Source organism: Nitrosomonas communis, assembly GCF_900114745.1.
Classification (GTDB): Bacteria; Pseudomonadota; Gammaproteobacteria; order Burkholderiales; family Nitrosomonadaceae; genus Nitrosomonas; species Nitrosomonas communis_A.
This window is the reverse complement of record NZ_FOUB01000004.1, coordinates 42,968-64,942: the sequence shown is the minus strand read 5'-3', so window position 1 is coordinate 64,942 and position 21,975 is coordinate 42,968. Positions and strand designations below refer to the sequence as shown.

The following is a 21,975-nucleotide window of genomic DNA, read 5'->3' as shown; positions in this document are numbered from 1 at the left end:
TTTGCCAATTTTGGATAACTTTGCGTACAGTTGACGTTGACGATCAAACCATTTCTCGGTACATTCAGTTGTTATTAAAAAGGGCATTTATTTTTTTCCTATATACGACCCGCGTGACATGATCGAAGACCTCTGGTATAAGAATGCGGTGATCTACAGTCTCGATCTCGAGACGTTCATGGACCTCGATGGGGACGGCGTCGGCGACTTCAACGGATTGATCCAGCGACTGGATTATCTGCAGTTTCTTGGCGTCGATGCCGTCTGGCTCGCCCCCTTCCAGCCGACACCGAATCGAGACAACGGGTATGACATCACCGATTACTTCGGCGTCGATCCCCGCCACGGCTCCGGGGGCGATTTCGTTGAATTCATGCACCAGGCGGAGAAGCGCGGCATCAAGGTGCTGATCGACCTCGTCGTCAACCACACCTCAGACGAACACCCGTGGTTTCAGAAGGCGCGCGATCCGAAATCATCCAAGCGCGACTGGTACGTCTGGTCGGAAAAGCGGCCGGAGGACTGGAACGAGGGAATGGTATTTCCCGGCCAGCAGGAAGCTACCTGGACCTACGACAAGAAGGCGAAGGCATATTACTTCCACCGCTTCTTCAAATTTCAACCTGATCTCAACATGGTCAATCCGTCCGTGCGCCAGGAGATCCGTCGCATCATCGGATTCTGGCTGCAGCTCGGCGTGAAAGGGTTTCGCGTCGATGCGCTGCCGTTCGTGATTGAGAGTGTCGAACCCGGCAAGCGAAAGAAGGAGCAGAGGTACGACTACCTCACCGAATTCCGGACTTTCTTGCAGTGGCGCAGCGGGGATGCCATCATGCTGGGAGAGGCCAACGTGCTGCCTGAGGAGAACCGGAGGTACTTCGGCGACGAGAAGGGGGACCGCATCCACATGATGTTCAACTTCTACGTCAATCAGCACCTGTTCTATGCGCTCGCCAGCGGCGACGTGGGGCCGCTGGCCGAGGCGATCGATGCGACGTCCGACGTACCGGAGACCGGCCAGTGGGCGCACTTCCTGCGCAACCACGACGAGCTCGATCTCGCCAGGCTGACGGATGAGCAGCGCGCGCGCGTGTTTGAGCAGTTCGGGCCGGAGGAGCACATGCAGCTATTCGGCCGCGGGATCCGGCGGCGTCTGGCTCCAATGCTCGGCGACCGGCGGCACGAGGAGTTGGCCTACAGCGCCATGTTTTCGCTGCCCGGCACGCCAGTGATCCGGTACGGCGACGAACTGGGAATGGGCGACAACCTCGATCTCGAAGACCGAGACGCTGTGCGCACGCCCATGCAATGGGTGAACACGCTGAACGCCGGGTTCTCCACCGCTGACGATCTCGTCCATCCGGTCATCAGCGAGGGAGTTTGGAGCTACGAGCACGTCAACGTGGCAGCGCACAGGCGCGATCCGAACTCGCTGCTGAACTGGACCGCAAAGATGATCCGGCTCCGCAAGGAATGTCCCGAGATCGGATGGGGAAAGTGCACGATCCTCGATACCGGGTCGCCTCATGTGCTGGCCCTGCGATACGACTGGCGCGGCAATTCGGTGATCGTCGTGCACAACTTCGACAAGGTCCCGCACGAAATCACGCTCGAGCCGGGTGTAGAGAGAGGTGAGCGCCTGTCGAATCTACTTGTCGAGGAGGAGCACGAGTCCGGCGAGGACGGCATCCACCGGATGGCCCTCGAAGCGCTCGACTACCGGTGGTTTCGTGTCGGCGGGCTGGACTACGCCATCAACCGGGGGCGAACGACGACCAGGAAAGCGACGAACGGGTGATCAGCTCGTGGCGACGCCCAAGCGATGCAGTATTCTTTCGAATGAATCGGGCCGGGAAGGACCTGCTGGCACGTTCCGCACTCGCCGCCCTCCGCGGGCGCTTTGAACAGCCGGCAATTGTTGCAGCGTTTTTCGGCATCCGGCGAGGAGAGCTGTGTCTAAGTGAAGTCATGACCATCATGGTGGGATTTCATCTGTCCGGTTATCGGACGTTTAAGCCCTATTACCTGAATTACATGTTGAGGTATCAGTGGGGTTATTTTCCAGGGTTGGTGAGCTACAACCGCTTTGTGGAGTTGGCTTTAAGGTAGCCTGGCGCCCTTGTGTTGTTTTCTGGCCAGCCGCTTTGGGCAATGCAGTGGGATCAGCTTCATTGATTCGACCAAGATCAGTGTGTGCCACAATCGCCGCATTGGGTCGCATAAAGTCATGGCAGAGTTTGCCGCTCGGGGAAAAACTAGTGTGGATTGATTTTATGGGTTCAAGTTGCACTTAGTCATCAATGACCAGGGGGAATTGCTGGCAGTAAAAATCACGGCGGGCAATGTCGATGACCGTGACCCGGTACCAGAGTTGACGCGCTCCTTATTTGGAAAGCTCTTTGGTGACCGGGGCTAACTCTCGCAACCGCTCTTTGAGCAACTCCGGGAGCAAGGTGTGCAGCTCGTCACCAAGGTACGCAAGAACATGAAAAACAAGCTGTTGCCGCTGTTTGACAAACTGCTGTTACGTAAACGCTCGATCATTGAGACCGTCAATGATCATTGAGAGCCATCTCGCAAATCGAGCATTCCCGTCATCGTAGCCCATTTAACTTCTTTGTTAATCTGATAGCCGGGCTGGTGGCTTATACTTTTCGCGAGAAGAAACCCTCGCTTAATATCAGACTCCCTCAAGCTCTTCCAATCGTAATGTGATGATTCTTATGTCGAACTCACGTTAAAAAAGGTATTTATTTTTCCTATACACCGATCAGCATCATCATCAGTACTACGACTGCGCTTTCCTGCACCTTCAGGTAATTGGGATCGGGCTTCGCAGCAGCTGTCTGTCATACTGCGGTGCTCAGAAGAAGCAACATAGCTGGTTTGAATCTCATTTTTATAATAGCTGTCCGGTTTTGATCTTGCCGGTTGCACAGGCTAATTTTTGAGGTGTTGAGCATGTGTTGGTTTACGATGCAAAGGAACTACAGTACTGTATGCTGTCTGATGATACAGGTCAGCCGCATTCCTGATCTTCGTTATACCCATACAGGACCGGTACTTTTGTTGTTCCCTGCCGCCATTTGCTGCAGTTGTGAAAGAGGTGCCACGTGCTGTTCCATCTTCCGGCATGCCATAGTTGGTCTTTTTAAGCCGGCCAGCGGATTTTTTTTAAGTCCCCTGATGATCAGGTGAGCCGGACCGTGAGAAGAAATCTTCGCGTTGTCCTGGTCAAATATGGAAAGGACATTGAATTGCTGAATAATCTTTAAGAAAGGAGAATACGATGGGCTTTAATTTTGAACAGTATGCCGGTGAAGGCAATGCATTTATCAATGAAGTGGCTGAACTGACGGGTTTTTCCAGGGACAAGGCAGCCAGGATCACCCAGGTGGTGCTGCATGCCCTCCGCGACCGGCTCCAGCCGGCTGATGCAGTAAGCCTGGGGCAGGCCCTGCCTGTGATCATCAGGGGCATCTATTATGACCAGCTCAATCTCTCTCAACTGCCCCAGACCATAAGAGGCAAGGAGGCATTCATCAATTTCATTCACAATAAGCTGTCGGAGAAGCGTGAATTCGACCGCAGCGATATCCTGAAGGGACTGCAGGCGGTAACCACTGTGTTGGAAGTACGCCTCTCCCCTGAATACTATGAAAGCATCATGCACGGGATCAATGAAGAGATCCGTGAGCTTATAGACCAGCAGTGATCCGAAGTGTACGCGCTGATCCTTCCTCTCCGTTATCTTTGTCTCCGCTTTCCGGAGGGAAAGAACAGTTATTAAGTCAGAATAAGAATGGAAACAAAGGGCAGCAACGGGAACATCCTACAGGACGGAGATGCGGTGGTGGTCATCAAGGATCTGAAAGTCAAAAGATTCCCCGGTGAGATCAAAAGAGGTACGTTGGTCAAGAACATCCGTCTGACCGATGATCCGGGGGAGATCGAGGGCAAGGTGGAAAGCAGCGTGATGGTGCTGCTGAAGACGGTATTCGTGAAGAAACGATAATACTACTTTTTTCTGCGTCCGGTGCAGGCAACTGGTCTCTGAATTGAAGCAACGCAGTAAGCCGCATTACTCTGATCGGGTCGGGGCAACGGATTGTATCTGTTACCTCTCCCACACCACCGGACGTGCGGTTTTAGCTCCGCTGATACTCCGTATTTCATATCCGGCGGTTGAACCCAGTGGCTTAAATTGTCACAAAATCCGATGGAACCCATATTCCCCACCGTTTCAACCTTGCCTTATTTTTAGCAGGTTGTCCCGATTAAGGACGCTTCCATCAAATTTTCATTCAGCACCTTCTATTTATCCTTCGCCTGTGTTTCAGCTTGCATCCCACGGTCACGCTTCCGATTGGAATCCACCAAACTCACGTGGCCGCTGGGCGAGTGATTGCCGCAGTTGCAACGCTCACCCACGCCAGCATACTCCTCGCCAATCCACAGAGATGTTTAAAATGGCCTGTCTTTTGCTTAGTTAAATTACCTCCGGCAAAGCCGGAGGCTTATTTTTGTTGGCTCTATATGAATTTTAGTGGGTATGGCATTATTGAATAATGAATAATAAAACCTTGTTTAGTCTGGCTTTAGGCCTTCAGTCTCCTTGGGAAGTTAAAGAAATAAAGTTTGTTCATGCTGAATCAAAGCGAAAAGAGTTACACCTACAGATTGGTTTTGCAGTAGGGGGCACGATTTGCAGATGAGGCAGGAAATCTTTGTGGTGTTTATGACACAGTGGAGCGGACATGGCAGCACCTTAACTTCTTTGAGCATACTTGTTATTTGCATTGCGCGGTTCCCCGCATTACCACATCGTCAGGTAAGGTAGTTAATGTAGCGGTACCGTGGGCACGCGCCAACAGTGGTTTTACCTTGTTGTTTGAAGCCCTGGCTTTAGCGATGATTGAACGGGAAATGCCGGTCAATCGGGTTGCTGAGCTAATGCAAGTCAATCCACAACGCATCTGGACGATATTCAACCATTGGGTAGGCAAAGCGCTGCGTGCAGATGATCCTTCTGCTATCAGCCAGCTGGGTATGGATGAAACCTCTACGCGCAAAGGGCACAACTATGTCACGGTGGGAGTTGATATGGAAAGTGAACGTGTGATTTATGTGAATGAAGGAAAAGGCAAACAAGCTGTTCAAGCCATTGGCGAGCATTTGCAAGCAAAAGGGGCTCAGGCAGAGCAAATTCAGCAGGTCAGCATGGATTTATCGCCTGCTTTCATTGCCGGCGTCAAAGATGCTTTCCCCTGTGCACAGATTACCTTCGATCGTTTCCATATCGTCAAACTGCTCAATCAAGCAATGGATGCCGTGCGCAAAGCTGAACGCAAGGAACACGATGCGCTTAAAGGCCACCAATACACTCTTCTAAAAAACCGCGAATCACTCTCAGAAACACAACAGCAACAATTAACTGACATACTTCGCCTCTATCCTACCTTGGGAGAGGCCTACCGCCTCAAAATACTGTTCAATGATCTATGGAGCATGCCGGATAAGACCAGTACCCACGCTTTTCTCACGCAGTGGTGCAATGAGGTTAAGCAAGCCGGCATTCCAGCTTTCCAGGCTTTTGCTAATACGGTCACTTCTCATTGGAACGGGATTATTCACCTTGTTGAATCCCGTCTGACCAACGGCATTCTTGAAGGCATCAATAACAAGATTCAGCTTGCCAAACGGCGCGCCAGAGGCTATCGGAATATTAACAACTTCATCAATATGATTTATTTCTTATGTGGAAAACTTCGGTTTACTTACCCACGATATTTCACATAGAACCTTTTTGTTAGCCCCTCAAAGGGGCAAAAAGCTGGTGCCACCTAAAGGTGGCCTCATATACCCAGCTTGAGTTGGTTATAGTGTTCATACTCTTTCTCTTGATGTCGAATATATTCTCTGACTATCTCTTAATCTAATTCCACCGTGGATACAAAATAACCACGTGCCCAAAAACTCTCACCTGTAAAATTCCTTGTTTTTCCCATCAATCTCCGCGCAATCGATATCGCTCTTTTCCCTTTGATATATCCTACTATGTGGGATACCGAGTACTTCGGCGGAATACTAATGCACAATCAGGGTGACCGCATCACACGGTCAAACCTTTAATAATCCCCCGGCAAAGCCGGGGGATTACCTCGTTTATTTAGCCCTTCGCTCAACCTTGTTTCCAAGGCTTCTTCGTTGTCGGGTCGCAGGAGACGCCTACTGAAAAGCTTGCTTCCGTCCGCCGCTCAAGCTGGACGTGCAGTTTTCCCGCATTCAGCTTTCACAAGGCTGCACTATTGCGCCTGTTCAAAGAAAGTATTAGCTTAATATGACTAACAAGCCCCAGCTCACCATGTAATTCCATTTCTAAATCAAAACTGACTTTGTCGGCTTCACCTTGCCGTATGATTTATACTGTCTGCGGCTCGCCTTCGCGTCAATTTTGATTTAGAAATGGAATAACTTGGACTCCGGTAATACTTTCCAGCCTGCCTTACGCCAAAGTTTGTAGCGGTGGGACCAGATCCGCCTCCTAATCCATCGGTCAAGCTGGTTGAATAACTCTCTGGCATGAGCCTTCTTGTAATCATTACCCCAGCCTCGAATGACCGGATTGATTTCATCAATCAGATGCCCTGTTATTACGGGTGCTTTTCGATGGGTTCGCTTTCTGATCTGCTCTTTAAAATGTTCAATGGATTTCTGTCGAGGATAGGCATAGAGCGCCCCCTGGCGGGTTTGGCTCTTGATCTTGTGTGCTGGTAGGCCGTAACCCTCTCTTGATCTTATCGCTAAGAGACTCGAATCCATGCCGCACATGCACGATTCGTGTTTTATCTTTGTTTAGCACCACTCCTAACTTCTCTAACACTTTGGTGGCAAGAATCAGCGCTGTTTGTGCTTCAGTCCTCGTTCGACATGTCACCACCTAATCATCCGCAAACCGAATCAATCGATACCCCTTGCGGCGCCTCTCTCAATCATCTTGATCAAACAGGTCGGATTCAAAAAGCGTGGCGCTCAAACAAAATTATCGTCGCCATCCTGGAGAAAGTTGCGATCACCAAAAATCTTTATCATCTCGGCTTGTCCTCTCGGGCGCCGCCCAGAGCACCCGCGCAGGTCGTTGATCCGTTCGAGCCTATCTGAATCACAGCCCAAATTTTCTAGCTCTCTTCATGATTGAGCTGACCTTTCTAACTAGGCATTTTTCACGCAAATAACAAAAAAGAGCCCCAAACCCAACCAACACTTTTTGTGGCTGATCGAACATATATAGCAAAACCTGTTAGAAATGATTCAAAGAGTATTCTCATTGTCTCATCTAGCACAAATGGGCATACGCCAAAATACTGCGTAAACAACAAAACCAAACCGTTGAGATGCTCTTCAAATTCTATATATTCTGAATCATTCTTAACTGGTTACGCTATATTTTGCTAGTGTCGAATGACTTTCTGGTCAGTTGACGATCAAGCTATTCCCCAGTACATTCGGTTGTTATTAGAAAGGGCGTTTATTTTTCCTATCACAAATTAAAGGAAAGACACCAAAAACGTTCAATATGTTTCACCTGATACCTCATTAATAAAGGTCGCAAAGCTAATGGAAGAACATGATTGCGTTTCTGTTCTAGTTGGTGAGAATAATAAATTGGTCGGTCTCATTACTGATCGGAATATCGTTATGCGTTGCGTAGCAAAAGATAAAGCTCCTGCAGAAATGACAGCGGGCGGATGCACAACACCTGAAATCTTATATTCTTTTGGAACGGGAAGCGGAAGACGTGCTGAAAAATATGGCGGAAAATAAAGTTTGTTGTATGCCTGTTTTTGACAATGAGCCGGAAAAAAGCCTTGTCGATATCATTTCTTTTGGAGACCTCAGCGCTATTTATAAAAATAGAGAAGTCAGTGGTGAGGCAATGGAAAATTTGTAAAGTCTCGTAAATAACTTTGAATTTAGGGAAGAAAAAATTGGAAATAAGATGATATGGGAAAGGGATTATGGCTATTTTGCGACTATGTCCGTCCTTTTTTAAATGGTTCTGTGCGCGAATTTAGTATGATTACCAGCGCTGCTGACCAAATTCACTAACTATATGTCCTACTATGAACACTTTATTTCTGTTTCTGTTGTGCCTTCCAGCCCTGTTCGCTGCAGTATGGGCTCACCACCGCATAAGTACCCACTCATCCGGTACCCGGTGGATAACGAGAGGGTTCCTGATCGTGTTAGGCCTTGCCTTCGGCTGGGTAATGGCTTTCGTATACACTGAAAGTCAGGGGCTGGAACAAGCCCTGATCTTTATCAGTTCTTTCGGTATAGCTCACGTGCCGGCTGCCTTTATATTGCAGCTGAAGCACTGGCGCGGAGGCGAGTCGGATAAAGACTAAGGATTTATTCATAAGACGTTGCTTAACGCGAAAGCTCAGGTCACTTCTTAGCGCCGGCACCGCAAAAAAATGTCAGGTTCAGAATAAAGCATTCTTATTCTTGCGAATAATAATCCTGCTCATTGTTGGGTGCAATTGTTGATATAACTCTGCGATTTCTCGCTGGCTATATGCACCTGTTTTGTTAGCAGCAAGGAGCATCATGGATGGAGTGATAAAATAAAAAAACAAGCACAACACCTGGCTCTTGCAATCTTTCTGATAATCAGTTGTTTGTTTTTGCTCACTTAATAGATGTAGTCTCAGCCGATTCTTCTCATCCGCGTATAGAATTCAAAGACTACGAATCCCTCCAGAAGTTTATCGCACCATCAGTACTTCTGAACCAATACAAACTGCACCAGATAGCTGCAATAAGATAGGGTAAGCCTGCCGGTACCCACATGATCAGACCAGCTAGCTGTTGATCGTTAAAATCTCGCGAATCATTGTAAAGAGGGATTTGCGCAAAAGTAAGCAAAGCACCAAGCATGCCCGTGTGCATGAGGGTAAACAACAAGGCTAATAAAGTGACCGCCGTGCGCCTGTTTAATACCGACCACCAGAATACACACGCGCCTAGCACAAGGCAAATATGTTCGATCAGATGCCACCATGGGTTTGCCAATGCTAAATTATAAAATTTGGGCGTATGCCAGAACCAGATGATGACACCTTGCAAAAAAGCTGTATGCATTGGATAGCGGCTAAAATATAGTAGTGGCTTAAGTAACCAGACAACCGGCCATCCACCTACTGCCACCCATTGGGGTAATGGTCGTGCCAGCATATAAAGCGGCATGATCACAGCCATAATCAGCATGTGTTGAATCATATGCATGGCTGAGCTCTCTTCCACCCAGCCACCCAACGGAATGAGCATGGTCAAAACCGCGACCAGGCTAGCCACGTTGAATGCTAACCAACGCTCAATCGGAGATGGAATGCGTCGCGTTCCAATACCATACATACACCAGAAAACCATAAGCATTATCATGCTGATAGTAAATGGCAGCCACGCATCCCCTACACCTTTAATTCCATCATGCGCCTCTACAGAACTGGCCGGTAGGACCACAGCAACTAACAGGACAAATATTACAAACATGGCGGTAATAGCAACACCATCAAACCCAGACTCAGTGTGGCTATTGCACCCACCAAATTTATACTGGCTCCTAAATTGGCGATAAACGTGCGTGATGGATCCTTTGGCTTGTTTACTACATGCGCCGCGCGCCAGCATTGATGGGCCCAATAAAAAAGTAACCCAGTAATCGCTAACGTTGTCAACAATAATGCAACATTAATCCAGGTAAACGAGCCCTGTTCAATCGGTGGTGGCGCTACTTCACACGCGATTCCTAATGCACCGTACATCAATGCAAACCAGGTAATCCATATCGTTAATCCTAAAGCCAGTTGTAAAGGGTGATAAGGAGAAAGCATTTCAATTCCCTCCCCAAGCCATAGGTAACAGTAAGATAGCAGCAACACCCAACCAGAACACACTTGTTGTATATAGCCACCAGGGTTCCACCACTGCAACTTCATACGGGACAGTTTTTCCGACATAGCCATAAGCGACTCGCCTTGCTTGTAATACTGTCATGATGGCTGCAAGTGTGCTGTGAAATAGAAGATACATCAAGATGACAGTAATAACTGCATCATGCGCAGTTTGTGTTATTGTCAAAGTTGAATTTGTCCAAATTCCAATTAACTGAAAACAGTGCACAAAGCCAATTAAGGCGATACCCCATAGTTGACTTTGAAGGCGCCTCCCCTCTCCCTCACGCAATCTTTGCAACAGGCGTTTATACCAGATCGCAGCACCCGTCAGCACTCCGCCAGTTATTAATAACGGCAACCAGGGCAGTGGTGGTACCTCGGGTGCTCGCCAATGCGGTGCGATGATCATCAAAAAGAACCAGCCGAATAACAAGGATAAAAACAGTGCACCATCGGCCAGCAGCGTTACGATCATGCCCCATAAACCAGGGCTATCAAAGGTACGTGAATGTAAAGGTGGGTAACCAGGCACAACAGTGGCATCAGGCGCTGCGCCGGGATGTGCACCGTTTATCCAGGACCAGCGCAGCAATAATATCGAGCTAATCCCTACTGCGGCCAAAGCTAAATCATAAGTTCGAAGCAAAAGACTAATGCACAATACTGCCAAAACCAAAGCCGTAAAAAAAGGCAACCAGGAGTTCCCGGGCAAATGGATAATTTCACGTATTTTGCCAGTGATGGGATCCGACCCCCAGGTCTCACGTCGTCCATGATCGATCTCGGAAAGTGTGTGACAACCTTCTGCAATCGACGTTTGCAAATCAGGTTTGCGCCACATTGGGTGACGCGTTGGATTATCCGGCAAGCTGATAAAATTATAAGGCTGAGGTGGGGTACTGGTTGCCCATTCCAATGTATCAGCATGCCATGGGTTTGACCCAGCCTGGCGACCCATACGGAAATGCAATAGGATATCGAGCAGAATCATCGCGATCCCCATGGCAAATATAAATCCTCCCATTGACGATATACTATTTGGCAAATCCCAGCCTAGATTAGCATCATAGGTGTAATTACGTCGCGGCATACCAAGCAAACCGGTTAAATGCATTACTAAAAACGTCGTGTTGAAACCGATAAACGTTAGCCAGAAACCCCAGCGCGCCAACTTATCAGATGGCATGTTTCCCGAAAAATGGGGCAACCAATAATACAAACCAGCTATCAAGGGAAAAAGCACGCCGCCGACTATCACATAATGCAAATGAGCAACAACAAAATGCGTGTCATGTACCTGCCAATTGAATGGCACCACTGCTAACATGACACCCGTCAATCCCCCTGCCACGAAAATAACTAAAAAGCCAGTCAGCCAGAGCATAGGAATATGATAAACTGGTCGCCCGGTCCATAGTGTCGCTAACCAGGCAAAAAACTGAATCCCAGTGGGGATCGCGATCAACATGCTGGCCACCGAGAAAAAAGCCTGTGCCAGTTTTGGAATCCCAATGGCAAACATATGATGGACCCATAGGCCGAAACTGAGAAAACCGGTCGAGATAACCGCCAGCACAACCCATCGATAAGCTACGATAGGCCGACCCGCAAACACTGGCAATAACGTGGAGACAATTCCAGCGGCTGGAAGAAAGATAATATAAACTTCTGGGTGACCGAATAGCCAGAATAGATGCTGCCAAAGGATGGGGTCTCCCCCGCGTGCGATATCAAAAAAGGGCATACCTGCCGCACGTTCCAGTTCCAGCAGGATACTGCCAAGAATCAGTGGAGGAAAACCAAATACAATCATAAATGCCATGATTAGAATGTACCAGCAAAACAGCGGCATTTGCAGCAAACTCATGCCGGGACTACGGCTACGCAGAATTGATACGACCAACTCGACACCGGCTGACACTGCCGAAATTTCAACAAAAGTGATGCCGAGCAACCAAAAGTCGATATTGGGTCCAGGTGAGTAAACGGCATTACTTAAGGGTGTATAAGCGAACCAACCGGCATTAGGAGCGATTCCCAGTAACAAACTCGATAGCAGAATAATGCTGCCAAATAGATAACACCAATAACCAAAAGCGCTGAGCCGAGGAAACAATAAATCACGCGCTCCAATCATTTTGGGAATCAAATAAAGTGCCAACCCTTCGAGCATTGGCACTACAAATAAAAACATCATGATGGTGCCGTGCATCGTAAACAATTGATTGTACAATTCGGCACCGATGATTTCTTGCTGTGGCAATGCTAACTGGGTACGCATTAACATGGCTAACAAACCACCAATCAGAAAGAATACCCCGCCTGTGATCATAAAGCGGATACCGATCGTCGTGTGATTAACAATAGTCAATGCCCGCCAGCCATGCGGATTGCCCCACACCTTCATAAAATCGTCATGAAGAGCAGCCGGATCTTTTCTAATTGTCTCATTCATAGCTCTTTTCCTCCAGCCAGGCTTCAAATTCTTCGGGCGTATGCACCACAACTGACAATATCATGTGAGCATGACCACGACCGCAAAATTCCGAGCATTGTCCACGAAAACGCCCCGGCGCATCGGCTTGAAGTCTCAAAATATTTGTCCGCCCTGGAATAACATCAATCTTGCCACTCAATCTTGGCACCCAGAAGGAATGAATTACATCAGCGCTGTTCACGTGTACATCAATCGGCATGCCAGCTGGCAAATGCAGCTCATTCATTGTTATCACGCGCGTATCAGCATAACGAATCTGCCACAACCATTGGCGTGCAGTCACCTCTATGCGTAACGGTGTTTGTTCCTCCAGCGGCAACGGTAACATGCGAAAGCCCATCGGAATGCTAAAACTCAATAGCGTAATTATGCTAATAATGGGCAGCGCCACCCCTCCACCGATAATCCACCAACTGGACATTTTGCGCGCTTGTGCCTTAGTCATTGATATTGGCTTACGCCACATGGCATACAACCATAATGCCACTATAGTCAGCAGTACTAGTGCAAAAAAGCCTAGCATTCCCCACCATAAATTGGCTATAGCATGCGCTGAGGGTCCGGCAGGATTCAAGGCAGATTGGGGACCGCTACAGCCAACTAGAAAAAAAAGAATGATAATCGCCTCTAACAGCACTAAACTATGATTAATCGTTAACGTTTTTATTCTTAACTTTTGACGAGGAGCATAGCCATGGCACAACAACCGATTATCAGCCGTATGTCTATTGGTGGACACCCAATTCATCCCATGCTGATTCATTTTCCTGTTGCCTTCTTGCTTGGATTGGTAGGTGCCGATTTGGTTTATCTGTACACAGATGACCCTTTCTGGATACGTGTAGGCCTGTGGCTGGCTGGCTTGGGCAGTTTGGGTGGCTGGCTGGCAGGAATTGCCGGCTTGATTGACCTGATATTTGTACCGCGTATTCGTTCCCTGCTTATTGCCTGGATTCATGCATTGCTGGCCATCATGACGCTGGCACTCGCTTCGTTCAACTGGTTGCTGCGTTATAGCAGTGAAAGCAGCTTCGACCCTTGGGGTTTGCATATCTCGTTGCTGACAGCTGTGCTGATAACCATCACCAGCCTTCTGGGAGGACAAATGGTTTACCACCACGCCGTTGGCGTTAATATTAAATCCTGATTTGTTATCCCCTATAAATAGCTCCAGATATCGCATGATCAACTCCTAAAAAGGTTTAGTCAGCACAACCCAGATAATAGCTAATATCAGTGTCACGATCCCTATGCCTAGAAATAGGCAAGATAGAATTACTTTTTTGTAGGATGCCTGCTGATTATGCAAAATAATCCAACCGCTGAAGGCATGGCACAAAACCAAGAAAAAGACCAGCGTAAGCTTAAGTATCAGCCAGGAATCTGCTATTTCCTCTAGCAAAAAGATGGTTGTGCCAGAGATAATCGCAATCAACGCAGCGGGTGTCGTGAATAACTTGTAGATTATAACCACTACGTCCATAAGGCGCTGCTGAACGCTGGTAGATTGTTGAGATGCCGAACTGACTATTAATGCGGGCAGATACAGCAATGACGCGCACCAACATAACACGGCAACAATGTGTAATAGCAAAAGCCAGACCATAATTTCCCTTTTCCTTTCGATATTTGTGAATCGGGGAAGTAATACTTATCTGTGTTTGCTGCTTTACCGATGTAAAAAGCAATTGGCACTACAACATTTTGTACATCGGTGCTTTAAAGTGTCGACCAATAGACATTCATTGTCAATATAATTGGATTCTGGTCATGTGTTCGCTAGCGGTTCACCAACTTGCTTAATTTATAATCTGTTCACAACAGGCTTGCCGAAAGTTGAACAGGCTTGACTACCTCCAATTCAGACGGAACTGATATTAAATCTTTCAACCTGTGTTCTACAATTGGGCGAGGTAGAGTGTGCAGTTTTAGGGGTACAGGTCAAGGCACAACGATGCGGAATAGTCATTCTATTTCAAGGTGCTGCAACACAGTCATGTGCCCGTAAAATCATGCAATCCGCTCTAGAGCGGTAACACCCAAAAGATAAGAATAGAAATTGTTGTAAAAGTTAGAATATTGATAATGTTAACAACAAGAGTCAACGATTAACTGAGTAATTCAGGTTCAATACACTCAATCTCTTAGGTCAAAATTTACCCTCATGGTTTTTGCGCCCGCGATGTACTGACTGCACCCATGAAAAACTGACCGCCTTTTCCTGAAATCGACGGGCATTCTGTCCTTCGTGCGGTGGGCTGCGCATGGCGCAGACAGTTGTTTTGCCAATTTCGGATGACTTTCCGTTCAGTTGGCGATCAAACCGTTTCCCCTACATTCGGTTGTTATTAAACGGGGAAACAGAGCGTTTATTTTTCCTTGGAAATAGCGTAAGAACCCCTATGCAATGGTCTGATGAAGCCAATGCAAGCTTTTCAACCTGTTCCTATGAAAAATTTACCGCCCTGTTATTTCTGAGGGAGGACTCAGTTATAGAAAAGTAAATGTTCTTGATCAGCAAAATCATCCCGATTCTTTTCTAAATTTTTTCTGCCATCTAATAAAGATCAGAAAGCAAAATTCTATTATCAGCGAGAGAAATTCAGATGTAATGCAATCTGATAGCGAAAAGGTTACAGCATGGTTTTTCATATATAAAGAAGCCTTACCTTACTTGTGGTAGTCTATAATTTGCCCTCAGATAAGGTAAAAACCAGCTTTACAACAGATATTATCCCCTTTAGGATAATTCCAATATTTGAGGATGAGCAGTATGGGGATGAAATAAGCTTGAGTGAATTCAATCTAAACTCATATAGTTTTAGATAGATACAGATATTTCCAAGAAAAAACTAATACTCGTTTAATGCAAATAATATGCTAAACCTTGGCTATCACATATCCCATGAACAATTTTCACCTGGAGAATTACTTAAATTAGCCAAAAAAGCCGCTGAGGCTGGTTTTTCATTTGGGTTGTCTTCAGATCATTTTTCTCCATGGAATTTTGATCAGGGTCACAGTGGTTATGCCTGGTCATGGCTGGGAGCAGCTTTAAGCCAGACGGATCTTAATTTTGGAATAGTTACTTGTCCATTCTTCCGCTACCATCCGGCAATAATTGCTCAGGCCGCAGCCACCTTGGATGAAATGTTCCCACAACGATTCTGGATTGCAGTAGGAAGTGGTCAGGCACTTAACGAATCTATTTTAGGTGAGTACTGGCCAACCAAACCTGAAAGAAATGAGCGATTAAAAGCTTCTGTGGATATTATGAGAGCATTATGGAGGAGTGAAACAGTCACAACTAAAGAACCCATAAAGGTAGTGGAAGCTACCTTATATACCACTCCAAAATCAAAAATGCCGGTAACAGGTGCTGCCTTAACACCCGAGACCGCAAAATGGATGGCCTCATGGGCTGATAGCTTAATTACTATTTCTCAACCAGAGGAAAGACTGAAAGAAATAGTAGATGCATGGAAAGAAAATGGAGGAGAAAATAAACCCATCAAGCTAAAAGTACAGCTGTCGTATGACAAAAAATTTGATGATGCTTTGCAAGGGGCGCACCAACAATGGAGAACAAACATTTTTGCTAGTGATTTGCAGTCTCAGCTCCGAAATCCTCAACAATTTGAACAAGCGGCCCAGCATGTTAAGCCTGAAGAATTAAAAAAGATGGTAAATGTCTCAGATGAGCCAGATCAACATATTGAATGGCTCATAAGATATAGAAATATGGGGTTTTCTGATCTGATTCTTCATAATGTGAATAAAAAACAGGAGCAGTTCTTAGAAGTGTTTGCTGAAAAAGTTATCCCTGAACTCAAAAGCTTATGATTTCCATCATTATTAACTTTTAACCCAATCTTATAAAAAAGTCGGGCTAATATTTAAGATTACATGAATACATGGTCAAACTGGTCGGGAAGTCTAAAATTTAATCCAGGCAAAATTATTGAGCCTGCCAGTGAACAGGAGTTATTGGAAGTTGTTGAGACTATTTTAAAAAATAACCAAAAAATCAGGGTGCTGGGAGCAGGACATTCCTCCTCTCCTCTAGTGGCTACAGATGAAAATCTTCTTTCTCTTAAACATTTTAGATCAGTTGATAATATAGATAAGGAAAATTCAACTGCATGGATAGGAGCCGGGCTGACTGTAAAAGAGGGGGGAAGCAGATTACTTGACCATGGCTTATCATTTCATAATACCGGTGATGTAGACATTCAATATATTGCTGGCGCAATCAGTACCGGAACTCATGGCTCAGGAATAACATTGAAGAACCTTTCTTCAATGTTGGTTGGTTGTAGGATGATTTGTTCTGATGGGCAAATAAAAGAATTTACTGAAGATCAGCACGGGAAAGAGCTCTTTGATGCATTGCGCGTATCTCTGGGCACATTTGGGATCATCACCCAAATGAAACTCAAGCTTTTACCTGCTTTCCAACTCATAAGAAAAGAATGGTGTACGCATATTGAGGATTGTCTTGAACATCTTGTAGAGCTCATCAATGAAAATCGTAATTTTGATTTTTACTGGTATCCACGTAATGATCTGGCGAAATTACGTATTCTTAATGAGCCGGGCAAGGGATTACAAAAGCTGGCCTATGCAAAATGTGTAGAAGAGAAATCAGGTTGGGCTATTGATGTTCTTCCTAAGCAACGAGATTTAAGATTTGATGAAATAGAATATGCACTTCCCCTCGAAGCTGGTCCGGAATGCTTCAAAGAAATACGAAAAATAATCAAGGCTAAGTTCAGAAAAATCGTTGCCTGGCGAGTTCTTTACAGAACGATAAAAGCAGATGATTTTTATCTTAGTCCTTGCTTCGGACGAGATACAGCTACTATTTCTTTACATCAAAATGCCGGCGCTCCTTTTGAAGAATATTTCAGAACGATTGAAGCCGTTTTCAGAAGCTTTGATGGACGACCTCACTGGGGTAAAAAGCATAATTTAGAAAGCGAGGAAATCAGCCAGTGTTATCCGAGATGGAATGATTTTTTAGAGATAAGAAAAAAAATGGATCCGAGAGGGATATTTATAAACAGATACTTACAAAAGCAAATTTTTAATCTGTGATGCAAGCGATAGGCAAAAAGAAATGGGTAATCCCGGCAGGACATATTCCATTACAAACTACGGGGAAAGAACCTGACTTTTTAAGCCAGGATAGAATAGCCATATTGAATACAGGCATGAGTACAGTGAAATTAAAGTTAACTGTATACCATCCTGATCAGGAGCCGATAGAAAATTATATTCTAGAAATCAAAGGTCAGCGCTTAAGGAAAATTCGCATCAATGATCTGATCGATCCTTTTCCTGTTTTCCTTGCAACAGACTATGCACTGGTAATTGAAGCAGAGCATGAGGTTATTGTTCAATTTCTGCGAATGAATACAGGACATAGAAGTGTAGCAATTATGGGAACAATGACTTATGGAACCGATGGCTGATAAATATGGAAGAAGTTTCAGTTAGCGTAACTGTCCTTACCGCCATGATCACTCCCGCAGTATTAATTCTTGCCTGCGGGTCACTTTTATTGACTACTTCTCAAAGGCTCAATAGGAGCATTGACAGAACAAGGAAAATATCTTTTGAATTCAAAGAAATAAAACAAGGAAATAAATCAGCGCCGGAGCCGGAACAACGAATGCTGTTCCGGCAATTGGAGAAAGCAGCAAAGAGATCTATTTTATTGCAGCGTGCAATGACACTTCTCTATATCTCATTATTTTTTTTTATTGCCACCAGTTTGCTTATCGGTATATTTGAAATTTTGAACTGGATCAGATCTTGGATTTTAATTTCATTCTTTATAATAGGTATTATGATGCTGCTTTGTGCAAGTTTCTTCCTGGTTATGGAAACAAGGCTGGCTCTTAGCGCTGTCCATGATGAAATGAAATTCAGATTAACGATAGATTAAGCATCTGATCGCTAAATTATCTGTAACATACAGGATATGATAATTTCTACAGTCGCCTGTTATTAATGGTTATTCCATTCCCAATCAAAAATGACACGAAGACGAACCGTAGACAGTATAAATAATACGGCAAGGTAAAGCCGACAAAGTTAGTTTTGATTTGGAAATGGAACTAGATAGGACAATCCATAAAAATCATCTTAGTGATTCATTCATTCACTGAATAAGCAATAGTCGTTAATAATGCATTTTCTGCTTGTCGAGAATCCAAACGTGTATGTTGAACCACAATAGGAACATCCGATCTGATAACACTTGCATAATCAGTATCTCGCGGAATCTCTTGAGGATCTTTTAAATTATTGAACCTTAAATGCAGGGTGCGCCTTGCCGGCACTTTCAACTTGTAAGGACCAACCGGATCTTTATCAGTAAAGTATATGGTTATTTCGATATTCGCTTCACTATCTCCGGTATTCAAAATGCAAGCGGTCTCATGACTGGTAAATTCCGGGTCAGGTCCGGTACTTTGTGAAGGTATATATCCTTCCGGAATAGCCCAGATCTTATGTCCAATAGGTGAATTCATATTAAGCGTTTTCTATTTTTTCATAACATATTCTATGTTATCCCTTTGGCTGATGCCAAATAGTTTAAAAGCATGGTGCACGGTATCAATGGCAAAATTACTTCATGCTTCCATCTGAACTTAACAAAGATGAGTAATGATAGAAATAACTATCAATATTTAATGTGTGATAACGAACTGACTAAGTAATAGATATTCACTATCATGATTTACATAAAAACACTGTTCTCATGATAGTAGCTGTACTACAGATACAAGTAACTCCTTGAAGGAGCAAACATGCCTAAAAGAAATATCGACATCGGACCAGGTGATAATGCACCTTGTGTAGAATCAACTTTTCCCCCTATTCCTAAAGACAACCCGCCTCAAAAGGAACCTCCTCAAAAGGAACCTCCTCAACAGGATCTCCCGAGAAGAGATCCTGTTGAAAATCCTCCTGAGCGAGAACCTAATAAAGATATTCCTTTTGAACAAGCCATTCCAGAAAATTCACTGCCTCGCAAGAATATTCCTGAAGAGCCTACCATGAAAGATCGTGCCGGTAAAAAATAATGAGTAACTGTTTTCGAAATAAGCTTTTGTTAAGTTTTCCTTAAATAATAAATATTTTTAGATAGGGACAGTTAAAGCAGTTTTCTATGCTGGTCAATAACTGCGATTTCTTGCAAACCACCTTCATCTTTTAGCGCTACGCCGGACAGCTTTCGCCGTATAGCTTCTTTTGCCAACCAGAGTAGTTTCTTTGCGGCAGTGACATAAGATAACCCCTCGGAACAAATATTAGAAATACAGTTCCGGTCTGCATCACTACAACCAACCCTGGGCGCATAAGTTATATAAATGCTCAAGCTGTCAGGTGATCTCAATCCTGGACGTTCCCCAATCAGTATGGCAACGATATCAGCCGCCAGCAACTCCCCAATTTCATCAGCCAATGCGACACGTGCCTGTGAGGCAATCACAACAGGACCCAGTTTCCATTGCTCAGGAATATTCTTTTTTATTTCGATAAGCAATGGCTTGGCATGGCGCTCAATAGCCAATGAGGATAATCCATCGCCAACGACAATAACCAAATTAACTGCACCAGATGGAATGACAGGTTTGATGGCCTGTAACTGCCGTCTGCTTTGCTCATTTAGCTGCCGTCCATAATCTGGTCGTAATAAATAACTCATGCGATCAAATGCTTTGCTATGTACCAGCTGAGTAGAGAACCCCTGCTCTTCTAACTCCTGCGCAAGAGCTGTCTCATTCAAAGCCAGATGGACCGCATCTCTCGCCATGGCATGCGATAAAGTAAAATCCAGTAACTCTCTTGTTGGCAGACTGCTGCCAGCCCTTCCCAAGGCAATCCGTGCGCGAGTAAACCTCTTTAACTGTTGCCAGGGATCTCTGCTCAGGATGGGTTTATCAGGCTTTCTCATTGGGCGTTTTAAAAGTCAATAAATGCTCAGGTATCCCTTGTAATAGAGGATGTGCCGGTTCCACCGGCTGGATCTCACCTTGATCATTCATAATATTCACACGCTTCAGCCACTGTTCGAACTCTGGAGCCACACCCAGCCCCATCACCTTACGTAAATAAAGCGCATCATGGAAAGAGGTAGACTGATAATTAAGCATGATGTCATCCGCACCGGGAACGCCCATGATGAAAGTGACACCCGCCGCAGCAAGTAAAGTCATTAAGGTATCCACATCATCCTGATCAATTTCGGCATGATTCGTGTAGCAAACATCGCAGCCCAGTGGTACCCCCAACAATTTCCCACAAAGATGGTCCTCCAGCCCCGCACGAATGAGTTGCTTCCCATCGTATAAATACTCCGGTCCGATAAAGCCAACGACCGTATTGGTCAGCAAGGGAGAGAAATGACGCGCAACCGCATAAGCTCGTGCCTCACACGTCTGCTGATCTATTCCGAAATTGGCATCGGCCGATAGTGCTGATCCCTGCCCTGTCTCAAAATACATGACATTATTACCGACAGTACCACGGTTAAGAGAGAGTGCGGCCGATCTGGCTTCATGCAGCAACGAGAGATCAATGCCAAAATGCTTGTTCGCCTTTTCAGTCCCTGCAATCGACTGAAAGACCAGATCGACCGGTATATTTTTTTCAATTAACTGAATCTGATTGGTAACATGAGTAAGAATGCAGGATTGTGTGGGAATGTCGTAGCGTTGAATGATCTCATCTACCAAATAGTACAGATCCCTCATAGCCAACAAACTGTCCGATGACGGATTAATGCCAATGACGGCATCACCTGAACCGTATAACAAGCCATCAAGAATAGAAGCAGCAATGCCACGCACATCATCAGTGGGATGGTTAGGCTGCAAGCGTACAGAAAGACGGCCAGGCAGGCCAATCGTGTCGCGGAAGGCGGTAATCACCTGGCATTTCTTCGCCACTAAAATCAAATCCTGATTGCGCATCAGCTTACACACAGCAGCGGCCATTTCCGGGGTAATGCCTGCTGCCACACGCTTTAAAATGACGAAATCAGTACTGTCTATAAGCAGCCAGTCGCGAAAATCACCCACCGTCAGATGGCTGATCTCGCTAAACGCCTGCTTATCATGCGTATCAATGATTAAGCGCGTCACTTCATCCTCTTCATAAGGAATCAGCAATTCCTCCAGAAAGCGTGTTAAGGGTACTTCCGCTAAACACATTCGTGCCGCCACTCGCTCCGCATAAGTCTCAGCAGCAACTCCTGCCAGGCAATCACCCGAACGAGCGGGAGATGCCTTAGCGAGCAGATCTTTCAAACCATTAAATTGATAGCGAAATGCGCCTATGCTGAAGCGGTAGACCATAAATAGCTCAATGAGGTTTTTTTTCAGTGTAACACGAGCTGATAGCCTATCCAACCGCCGCCTCTTCCCCTTTACTTCCCCTTTACTCCATTTCCCAATCAAACTTGACGCGAAGGCGAGCCGCAGACAATCACAATCATCAGCAAGG

At 45.7% G+C, this 21,975-nt stretch carries 23 protein-coding genes and 4 pseudogenes; 16 read left to right on the top strand and 11 right to left on the bottom strand.

The genetic code is table 11. From position 1 onward, the window contains the following. Positions 1-118 precede the first annotated feature (118 nt). Positions 119-1,798 carry an alpha-amylase family protein gene (locus BM122_RS02870; protein WP_074903476.1) on the top strand — a complete coding sequence of 560 codons (1,680 nt, stop codon included), beginning with the start codon at positions 119-121 and terminating at the stop codon, positions 1,796-1,798. Here BM122_RS02870 and BM122_RS25810 read toward each other — a convergent pair. Next, a complete protein-coding gene (locus BM122_RS25810) occupies positions 1,747-1,908 on the bottom strand; it encodes a hypothetical protein (protein ID WP_143083294.1) in 162 nt (53 codons plus the stop codon). The two genes, BM122_RS02870 and BM122_RS25810, sit on opposite strands and share 52 nt — an antisense overlap. Here BM122_RS25810 and BM122_RS26510 point away from each other — a divergent pair. The 4 genes and pseudogenes from BM122_RS26510 to BM122_RS02845 all read left to right on the top strand — a co-directional run bounded on the left by BM122_RS26510 (position 1,840) and on the right by BM122_RS02845 (position 5,799). Beyond that, a pseudogene (locus BM122_RS26510) lies at positions 1,840-2,715 on the top strand (IS982 family transposase). The gene BM122_RS25810 and the pseudogene BM122_RS26510 sit on opposite strands and share 69 nt — an antisense overlap. 574 nt (positions 2,716-3,289) lie before the next feature. Then, entirely contained in the window at positions 3,290-3,715 is a 426-nt protein-coding gene (locus BM122_RS02855; RefSeq protein ID WP_074903473.1) for a DUF2267 domain-containing protein, read from the top strand. A gap of 87 nt (positions 3,716-3,802) precedes the next feature. Continuing rightward, positions 3,803-4,015, top strand: coding sequence for an alkylphosphonate utilization protein (locus tag BM122_RS02850; RefSeq protein WP_074903472.1), 213 nt, complete (start codon positions 3,803-3,805; stop codon positions 4,013-4,015). A gap of 553 nt (positions 4,016-4,568) precedes the next feature. Next, positions 4,569-5,799 (top strand): annotated as a pseudogene (locus tag BM122_RS02845) (ISL3 family transposase). Positions 5,800-5,855: 56 nt separating this feature from the next. On the opposite strand, the pseudogene tnpA reads toward BM122_RS02845, so the two are convergent. Both tnpA and BM122_RS02835 read right to left on the bottom strand, forming a co-directional pair. Continuing rightward, positions 5,856-6,098: pseudogene (gene tnpA / locus BM122_RS02840) on the bottom strand (IS200/IS605 family transposase); the annotation flags it as partial. A gap of 361 nt (positions 6,099-6,459) precedes the next feature. After that, the gene (locus tag BM122_RS02835; RefSeq protein WP_177198030.1) at positions 6,460-6,822 is read right to left on the bottom strand and encodes a group II intron maturase-specific domain-containing protein; all 363 of its coding nucleotides are present in this window, start codon (positions 6,820-6,822) and stop codon (positions 6,460-6,462) included. A gap of 108 nt (positions 6,823-6,930) precedes the next feature. Between BM122_RS02835 and BM122_RS02830 the strand changes: the two genes are divergently transcribed. From BM122_RS02830 to BM122_RS22145, 4 genes and pseudogenes are all read left to right on the top strand, one after another. Continuing rightward, complete coding sequence (locus BM122_RS02830) at positions 6,931-7,161, top strand: hypothetical protein (RefSeq protein ID WP_074903468.1); 231 nt, start codon at positions 6,931-6,933, stop codon at positions 7,159-7,161. Between the two features lie 411 nt (positions 7,162-7,572). Further along, positions 7,573-7,824, top strand: a pseudogene (locus BM122_RS02825) (CBS domain-containing protein); the annotation flags it as partial. After that, positions 7,811-7,951 (top strand): CBS domain-containing protein, encoded by a 141-nt coding sequence (locus BM122_RS22150; protein WP_177198029.1) that lies wholly within the window; start codon positions 7,811-7,813, stop codon positions 7,949-7,951. The pseudogene BM122_RS02825 and the gene BM122_RS22150, both read left to right, overlap by 14 nt. Positions 7,952-8,123: 172 nt before the next feature. Beyond that, on the top strand, positions 8,124-8,408 hold the full coding sequence (locus BM122_RS22145; RefSeq protein ID WP_074903464.1) for a hypothetical protein: 285 nt from the start codon (positions 8,124-8,126) through the stop codon (positions 8,406-8,408). 340 nt (positions 8,409-8,748) lie between these two features. On the opposite strand, the gene BM122_RS02815 is transcribed toward BM122_RS22145, so the two are convergent. Genes BM122_RS02815 through coxB form a run of 4 tightly spaced genes read right to left on the bottom strand, consistent with a single transcriptional unit; the run spans position 8,749 to position 13,195 of the window. Next, on the bottom strand, positions 8,749-9,555 hold the full coding sequence (locus BM122_RS02815) for a cytochrome c oxidase assembly protein (RefSeq protein WP_074903463.1): 807 nt from the start codon (positions 9,553-9,555) through the stop codon (positions 8,749-8,751). Next, complete coding sequence (locus BM122_RS02810; RefSeq protein ID WP_074903461.1) at positions 9,546-9,896, bottom strand: hypothetical protein; 351 nt, start codon at positions 9,894-9,896, stop codon at positions 9,546-9,548. The genes BM122_RS02815 and BM122_RS02810 overlap by 10 nt, the downstream gene beginning before the upstream one ends. Position 9,897: 1 nt before the next feature. Beyond that, positions 9,898-12,414, bottom strand: coding sequence for a cytochrome c oxidase subunit I (ctaD, locus tag BM122_RS02805; RefSeq protein WP_074903459.1), 2,517 nt, complete (start codon positions 12,412-12,414; stop codon positions 9,898-9,900). Then, the gene (gene coxB / locus BM122_RS02800; RefSeq protein ID WP_218151969.1) at positions 12,407-13,195 is read right to left on the bottom strand and encodes a cytochrome c oxidase subunit II; all 789 of its coding nucleotides are present in this window, start codon (positions 13,193-13,195) and stop codon (positions 12,407-12,409) included. The genes ctaD and coxB overlap by 8 nt, the downstream gene beginning before the upstream one ends. On the opposite strand from coxB, the gene BM122_RS02795 reads away from it, so the two are divergent. Further along, positions 13,151-13,603, top strand: a complete 453-nt coding sequence (locus tag BM122_RS02795) for a DUF2231 domain-containing protein (protein ID WP_074903457.1) — start codon at positions 13,151-13,153, stop codon at positions 13,601-13,603. The genes coxB and BM122_RS02795 overlap by 45 nt on opposite strands. A gap of 45 nt (positions 13,604-13,648) precedes the next feature. Here BM122_RS02795 and BM122_RS02790 read toward each other — a convergent pair whose 3' ends face one another. After that, positions 13,649-14,062, bottom strand: coding sequence for a CopD family protein (locus BM122_RS02790; protein WP_074903455.1), 414 nt, complete (start codon positions 14,060-14,062; stop codon positions 13,649-13,651). Between the two features lie 658 nt (positions 14,063-14,720). Between BM122_RS02790 and BM122_RS22140 the strand changes: the two genes are divergently transcribed. From BM122_RS22140 to BM122_RS02770, 5 genes are all read left to right on the top strand, one after another. Beyond that, positions 14,721-14,960, top strand: coding sequence for a hypothetical protein (locus BM122_RS22140; protein ID WP_143083290.1), 240 nt, complete (start codon positions 14,721-14,723; stop codon positions 14,958-14,960). A 373-nt stretch (positions 14,961-15,333) separates the two neighbouring features. Beyond that, positions 15,334-16,299 carry a TIGR03885 family FMN-dependent LLM class oxidoreductase gene (locus tag BM122_RS02785; RefSeq protein WP_074903454.1) on the top strand — a complete coding sequence of 322 codons (966 nt, stop codon included), beginning with the start codon at positions 15,334-15,336 and terminating at the stop codon, positions 16,297-16,299. 63 nt (positions 16,300-16,362) lie between these two features. Continuing rightward, positions 16,363-17,553: a D-arabinono-1,4-lactone oxidase gene (locus tag BM122_RS02780; RefSeq protein WP_074903452.1), complete on the top strand. Its 1,191-nt coding sequence runs from the start codon at positions 16,363-16,365 to the stop codon at positions 17,551-17,553. Further along, on the top strand, positions 17,553-17,930 hold the full coding sequence (locus BM122_RS02775) for a sensory rhodopsin transducer (protein WP_074903450.1): 378 nt from the start codon (positions 17,553-17,555) through the stop codon (positions 17,928-17,930). The genes BM122_RS02780 and BM122_RS02775 overlap by 1 nt, the downstream gene beginning before the upstream one ends. A 5-nt stretch (positions 17,931-17,935) precedes the next feature. After that, positions 17,936-18,406, top strand: a complete 471-nt coding sequence (locus tag BM122_RS02770; protein WP_052752268.1) for a DUF2721 domain-containing protein — start codon at positions 17,936-17,938, stop codon at positions 18,404-18,406. A 208-nt stretch (positions 18,407-18,614) separates the two neighbouring features. Here BM122_RS02770 and BM122_RS02765 read toward each other — a convergent pair whose 3' ends face one another. Next, positions 18,615-18,995, bottom strand: a complete 381-nt coding sequence (locus BM122_RS02765; RefSeq protein WP_074903448.1) for a sensory rhodopsin transducer — start codon at positions 18,993-18,995, stop codon at positions 18,615-18,617. A 279-nt stretch (positions 18,996-19,274) separates the two neighbouring features. Here BM122_RS02765 and BM122_RS02760 point away from each other — a divergent pair, with 279 nt between their 5' ends. Further along, entirely contained in the window at positions 19,275-19,550 is a 276-nt protein-coding gene (locus tag BM122_RS02760; protein WP_074903446.1) for a hypothetical protein, read from the top strand. Between the two features lie 71 nt (positions 19,551-19,621). Here BM122_RS02760 and eutC read toward each other — a convergent pair whose 3' ends face one another. Together eutC and BM122_RS02750 are read right to left on the bottom strand one after the other, a co-directional pair. Next, a complete protein-coding gene (gene eutC, locus BM122_RS02755; protein WP_074903445.1) occupies positions 19,622-20,425 on the bottom strand; it encodes an ethanolamine ammonia-lyase subunit EutC in 804 nt (267 codons plus the stop codon). Continuing rightward, entirely contained in the window at positions 20,412-21,881 is a 1,470-nt protein-coding gene (locus BM122_RS02750; protein WP_305728203.1) for an ethanolamine ammonia-lyase subunit EutB, read from the bottom strand. The genes eutC and BM122_RS02750 overlap by 14 nt, the downstream gene beginning before the upstream one ends. Positions 21,882-21,975 lie beyond the last annotated feature (94 nt).